The organism is Bacillus sp. AFS055030, assembly GCF_002574545.1.
Lineage (GTDB): Bacteria > Bacillota > Bacilli > Bacillales > Bacillaceae_G > Gottfriedia.
Map to the genome: position 1 here is coordinate 38,040 of NZ_NUGT01000084.1, position 6,628 is coordinate 44,667.

The 6,628-nt window shown below is 31.5% G+C and carries 4 protein-coding genes, 1 pseudogene and 1 other annotated feature; of the genes and pseudogenes, 2 read left to right on the forward strand and 3 right to left on the reverse strand.

Features of this window, described 5'->3' with window-relative positions; genetic code table 11:
• Nucleotides 1-150 precede the first annotated feature (150 nt).
• On the reverse strand, nt 151-1,839 hold the full coding sequence (gene argS, locus CN925_RS20190; RefSeq protein ID WP_098848597.1) for an arginine--tRNA ligase: 1,689 nt from the start codon (nt 1,837-1,839) through the stop codon (nt 151-153).
• Nucleotides 1,840-1,881: 42 nt separating this feature from the next.
• Nucleotides 1,882-2,102, reverse strand: a binding site (T-box leader).
• Between the two features lie 121 nt (nt 2,103-2,223).
• Between argS and CN925_RS20195 the strand changes: the two genes are divergently transcribed.
• On the forward strand, nt 2,224-3,309 hold the full coding sequence (locus CN925_RS20195; protein WP_286138554.1) for a tetratricopeptide repeat-containing glycosyltransferase family 2 protein: 1,086 nt from the start codon (nt 2,224-2,226) through the stop codon (nt 3,307-3,309).
• A gap of 136 nt (nt 3,310-3,445) precedes the next feature.
• A complete protein-coding gene (locus CN925_RS20200) occupies nt 3,446-4,486 on the forward strand; it encodes a glycosyltransferase (protein WP_142339260.1) in 1,041 nt (346 codons plus the stop codon).
• 22 nt (nt 4,487-4,508) lie between these two features.
• Here the strand turns inward: CN925_RS20200 and CN925_RS20205 are convergent, their stop codons facing one another.
• Together CN925_RS20205 and CN925_RS21435 are read right to left on the reverse strand one after the other, a co-directional pair.
• Nucleotides 4,509-5,885 carry a glycosyltransferase gene (locus tag CN925_RS20205; protein ID WP_098848599.1) on the reverse strand — a complete coding sequence of 459 codons (1,377 nt, stop codon included), beginning with the start codon at nt 5,883-5,885 and terminating at the stop codon, nt 4,509-4,511.
• 230 nt (nt 5,886-6,115) lie between these two features.
• Nucleotides 6,116-6,628 (reverse strand): annotated as a pseudogene (locus CN925_RS21435) (collagen-like protein); the annotation flags it as partial.

A 6,628-nucleotide genomic window follows, 5' to 3' on the forward strand; every position in this document is an offset into this window, starting at 1 on the left:
CTTAGACGACTTAATCCTTTTTCACTACACAAAATCATTCCATAACTATGTATATGTAATTAAAATTAGAAAGACTGTGTTTTTAGTTCTGCAATCAATCCAAAAAGAAAACAGGTATTGAAGATCAATTTTTCTTCAATACCTGTTATTTTACATTTCTTTTGGAGCACGAATTCCTAATAATCTTAGTCCTTCTTCTAAAACAATCGAAACAACTTTAATTAATGCTAATCTACTCTCTAATTGGTCATCATTTGTTAAAATATGCGTATTTCCATAATATTTATTGAAGCTTTGTGCCAAATCTATTGTATATTTAGCAATTACAGATGGTTCAAATTGTTCAAAACTACGTGTAACTTTATTAGGGAACTCAAGGATTTGTTTTATGATGTCCCAACTATATGAATCATCTAGTCCATCTTGTTTATTTAAATCCTGTGATGAAGCTTTCTCTAAAATTGAATTTGTTCTCGCAATTGAGTATTGTACATATGGCCCTGTTTCACCTTCAAATTTTAGCATCTGATCTAATGAAAATTCGATATTATTCATACGATCATTTTTTAAATCTTGGAAAATGATTGCACCGACTCCAACCATTTTTGCAACTTCTTCTTTATTTTTTAATGTTGGATTTTTTTCTGCAATATTTTGACTAGCTAAACTAATCGCTTCCTCAATTACCTCTTCTAATAGAACAATTTTCCCTTTTCGTGTAGACATTTTTTTACCATTTTGTAGAATTAAACCGAATGGCACATGTACCATTTCATTTGCCCATTCGTAACCCATTTTCTTCAAAACTGTAAATACTTGGTCAAAATGCAATGCTTGTTCTCCACCTACAACATACACCGCTTTATCAAAATCATATGTTTCTTTACGATAAAGTGCAGCTGCTAAATCTCTTGTTGCATACAGTGTAGCTCCATCAGATTTTCTAATTAAGCACGGCGGTAATTCCTTTTCCGTTAATTCAACAACATCGGCACCTTCTGATTCCACTAAAAGGTTTTTTTGCTCTAGAAGTTCAATAATTCGCTCCATTTTATCATTGTAAAATGCTTCTCCGTTGAAGCTGTCAAAGTTAACTCCTAATAAATCATAAACTAACATGAATTCTTTAAGAGACTCATCACGAAACCACTTCCATAAATGTAGGGCTTCTTCATTTTTTTCCTCTAATTGCTTAAACCAACTTCTAGCTTCTTCTTCAAGTTGGGGCTCTTTTTCAACTTCTTCATGAAATTTAACATATAATTTTAGAAGTTCCTTGATCGGATTTTCTTTTACTGCATCTTGATTACCCCAAAGTTTATAAGCAACAATTAATTTCCCAAACTGTGTTCCCCAGTCTCCAAGGTGATTAATTTTTATTGATTTATACCCATTTTTTTCAGCTATTTTAGCAATTGAATTACCAATCATTGTTGAACGCAAGTGCCCCATCGAAAATGGCTTTGCAATATTTGGTGAGGAACAATCAATCGCAACCGTTTTGTCTTTTCCAACTACTTGGTTTCCATAATCCTTCCCTTGACCGAGAACTAATTCAATTACTTGCTTACTAACTAGCTTTTTATTCAAAAAGCAGTTTACATACGGGCCGTTCGCTTCTACTTTTTCAATTAAATCATGATTAATCTGTAGTGCAATTTCTTTTGCAATCAGAACTGGAGATTTTTTTAATGCTTTTGCTAATTGGAAACACGGAAATGCTAAATCACCTTGATCTGCATAATGCGGTTTTTCAATAAGTGAATTAATTTCTGTTAAAGATAAAGATCCATTTAAAGCTTTTTCAATTTGTTCACTATACATATTTACATAATTCATAATGATCAATCCTCTCCAAAATATAAAAAACCCGTCTCTATTATAAGAGACGGGTCTAACTAATCCGCGGTACCACTCTAATTGTTCAAATATATTGAACCAGCTTAAAATTTGTTAACGAGGTCTTCCCCGGCAAAGTCCTACTATAAATTCAGACTAGCTTCTCCGAAGTGCGCTTCATCTTATTCGCTCTGTTAGGCTTCCACCATCCCCAACTCTCTATAAGATCAACATAAGATTACTCTCTTCATCTAAAAATTTTCAATATTCATTTTTTCTATTTAATCATATCTAATGTAGAAATTCAAGCAAGAATTTTTTTAAACTCTATGAAATGCACCAATTGTTGACAACCTTAATAACATAGAAATTGAGGTGGAATTCATGAAAAAAAAACCAATAACTTTAAGTCTTTGTATGATTGTTAAAAACGAAGAAGCTGTACTTTCCAGATGTTTATCATCTGTATCTAATATAGTAGACGAAATTGTCATTATTGATACTGGTTCAACAGATAAAACGAAGGAAATTGCTAAAAAATTTACAAATTCAATATATGATTTTACTTGGATCAATGATTTCTCAGCTGCAAGAAATTTTGCATTTTCTAAGGCAACGAAGGATTATATTATGTGGCTAGATGCGGATGATATTATCACTGATGAAAATGCGAAGAAGTTACTTAAATTAAAAAAGTCATTAACTAAAAATGTCGACGCTGTCAAAATGAAATATCATCTAGCGTTCGATGAAAATGGTAATCCTAGCTTTAGTTCAGTAAGGAGTCGAATCGTTAAGCGCGAAAGAAACTTTAAATGGATTGGTTTCGTTCATGAATATTTAGAGGTCTACGGCGAGATTATCCAATCAGATGCCGCAATTATTCATCAAAAAGACAAAGAATATTCAGATCGAAATTTAAAAATTTATGAAAACGCAATTTCTTCCGGAAAAGAATTAAGTCCTCGCGACAAATACTATTATGCAAATGAATGCGTTGATCATCAGTTATTCGAAAAGGCAATTAAATGGTATGAATTGTTTCTTGATGAAGGCAAAGGCTGGTATGAGGATAATATTCAAGCCTGTGGAAAATTGGCAGACTGCTATTTAAATACAAACGAATTAGAAAAAGCTATTAGCAGTTGTCTACGCTCATTTTCTTATGATGGACCACGAGGAGAAAACTGCTGTCGATTAGGATTTATTTATCTTCAACAAGGAGATTACACACGAGCAATTTCATGGTATAAACTTGCTACGCTAGTTGAAGTACCTAAAAATAGCCCTTTTATAAATATGGCTTGTTACACTTGGTTACCTAATCTACAGCTATGTCTTTGTTATAGTCGATTAGGAGATCAATTAACTGCTAGAAAATATAATGATGTGGCAGCAAGTTTTGTTCCGAATAATCCTTCTGTTCTACACAACCAAGCGTATTTCCGCTCATATTTTAAAGAACAATAAATCATCCTCTAATCATTATTTCTTAAACTCTACTGTTTAAAAGTCACAATAAGTGAATTGGATACTACTTATTTAGTAAATCAACATAAATAGATCATCAATCATTTAATACAAAATAATAAGAAAGGGTGATAGCTTGATCACAGTCAGTTTATGCATGGTTGTACAAAATAATGAAGCCACAATTGAAAGATGCCTTCGTTCAGTTAGTAGCATAGTTGATGAAATTATCATCGTTGATATGAATTCCCACGATCGAACGATTGAGCTAGCAAGACAGTTTACAGACAATATACATGCCTTTGATGGTGTGGATGAACTAGAAGCATTAAATGTTTCAAAATCTTTGGCAACAAAAGACTTTATACTTTTACTAAACCATAGTGAAGTTTTACTAGATCATGATCGTTTAAATTTTTCTAAGCTAAAACAGTCATTAAACAATGAAGTTTATAATGTAGATTTTGATTATCAAATCGGTTGGAATGTAGAAAGCAAGCAAAAAACTAGTAGATTATTTAAAAGATTAAGTTCAAATAGTAGTTCTCCAAATACAGAATCATTTTCTACTAATCTCCTTATTACTGATCTTCCTTTTACACAAAATGCAAAAGAAAATATTCAAATTTATGAACAAATGTTAAGTAATCACATTAATCTTTCTACGATGGATTTATTTTATTATGCAAAAGAGTTAAGTACAAATCGTCAACATGAACAATCAATAAAGTATTTTTTAAAATTTTTGAGATTAAATCAGCCATTTGAAGAACTTAATATCCTTGCTTGTCATTATATTGCTAATTGTTATCACGAGTTTAATCTAAAAGACTTAGAAACTACTTGGTTATTAAAATCGCTTAAATATGGCAATACTCATCCAGAAACATGTTGTAGATTGGCTTATACATTTTTTGAAAAAAATAATTTTGATTCAGCCATTTATTGGTATAAAGAAGCAACATTAAATAAGGTTAACGATCGTTTAATTCATCACAACCCATCATGTACCACTTGGCTGCCACATTTACAACTGGCAGTTTGCTATGACAGAATAGGTGAATTACGCCTTGCAAATGAGCATAATGAATTTGCCTATCAATTTTATCCAACACACCCAAGTATTCTTTCAAATAGAGAGTACTTTTCAAATAGATTAAATAACGAAGGCAGCTGAGGATCTCTCAACTGCCTTTTCATCATTTTTTCTTTACTAACAAGAGCATATCATATATTTCAAGATTTGAAGTTAGTTGTTCAAGATTTATTCCAAAGCTATGAGCTAAATGAACTACTTCTTCAAAAAACAACATAATATTTAAATCTACATTTATATTTTCATTCTTTTTCCTCGTCACTTCAAATTGGTCAGTGGGAAATAGTGTATTAATTGTTGCAGATGTGAAAAATCTTATATTTTCTTTTTTCAAAATACCAGCGTGTATATAATTCCATTGACCTTGTAATAATTGAAAGAGAACTTCTCCGTGGGAAACATTTGGAACTCTACAAATAATTGAGCCAGATGGTTTTAAAAGATTAGTTATTTTTTTTATAAAACTCCAAGGATCAACAAGTTGGTTTACAATATTATCAATTATGATTAAATCAAAATACGCCTCTGGGTAACTGTGGGGAACTTCATCAATACTAATTGTATCAACCCTCTTATAAAATTGTGATGCAATTGAAGATAATTCTGAATCGCTTTCTGTTCCATATAATTCACAATTGTATAGATTTTTAATTTCTAAACCAGTTGCTCCGGCTAAGCAACCAATTTCTAAAACATTATTTATATTACCTGGTACCATTTCAATAATTTCCGTCTTTGGATACCCAATATCGATTAAATTATTTCCCCACTTTTCGATATATTTCATTCTATTTTCAACATATAGATGATTTATATTAATATCACTATTTCCATTGAATGTCATGTGCCCGTAATGATGAACAAATGAATCTAATGCAATATGCAATTCATAGCCTTCTAAAATAGTTCTTAAACAAATATCATCATCTTCAAATGAACCTAGTTTAAACCTTTCATCAAATCCTACTAATCGATCAATTAATTCACGTCTTACTAATAAACAAAATCCTACTAATCTTAATACTTGCTTAGACATTCCTTTAACACTTGCACAATATCTTAATGAAAAATCATTGATTTCTTGGTCATTTTGATAATCAACATTAATTCGCTGCAATCCACTTACATAATTACTTACAGGCCCAACCATGCCAATTTTATCATTACTATATAAAAGAGTAAGCATTGCATCTAACCAATTTTCTGTAACGATTGTATCATTATTTAAAAATAATAGGTTATCACCTGTAGCGACTTCAATTCCTTGATTACAACCTTTCGCAAACCCCATATTGCTCTCATTAAAGATTGTAATAAATGAAGGATTATTTCTTAAATATTCTCGTGTGCCATCAGTCGATCCATTATCAATAACAATGATTTCTACTTCATCTTTCTTTGTATATTTTGCAAGACTTTCAAAGCATTTTTTCGATACCTCTAGCTGATTATAAGTTAAAATAATAATGCTAGTTTTCATTCATTTAACACCTTCTTAGTATCTCACTTCATTAGCAAGTATGATTTCTTTTACTTTCATTTATCTAAATACCCATGCAATAATTAATGTATTCAGTATGGAAATATTTGGTCAGCACTAATTTTTTAATAAAAAAATCCTCATTAATTTATTCGAATAGATTACTATTGAATAATTAATGAGGACTGTCATCACCTAAATATTGGACTACTAATCTCTAAGAGTGATCGTTAAGAAATACGGTGAACTGACCAAGTGATACCAGCTGTATTGTTTCCACCTAAAGTAAGCTGAACCGTCAATCCGTCTGCTTCATAGAAGAGACCGATCACATCTCCGGCAGTTAATTCTAAATCTCCAGTAATCGTGACAGCTCCATCTCCTAGAATTGCTCTTAAGTTCAGTACTGCAAGTATATTTACATCTAAAATTGGTACTAAACCACTTATTAAGTCAGCAGTAGTAGGAGCAGTTCTACGTATTACAAAAGAAGGATTTATTCCTGCTCCAATATCAGCTGTTAATGTTGCAGATGTTGAATAGTTAATTGTTGCTTCAAAAGTATATCTTCCTGTAGCAGGTACTGTAAAATTACCAAGTGTTGGATCAAAAGCCGGTGAACTGAAATGTGGACTAGCAACACTCCAGTTAGTTAATTGAGCTGTAGCAGCAGTATTCACACTTGGAATGAATGCTGAGAATCCAGTTGAAGTTACACTTGGGCCTGTTGCTCCGTCTGCTCC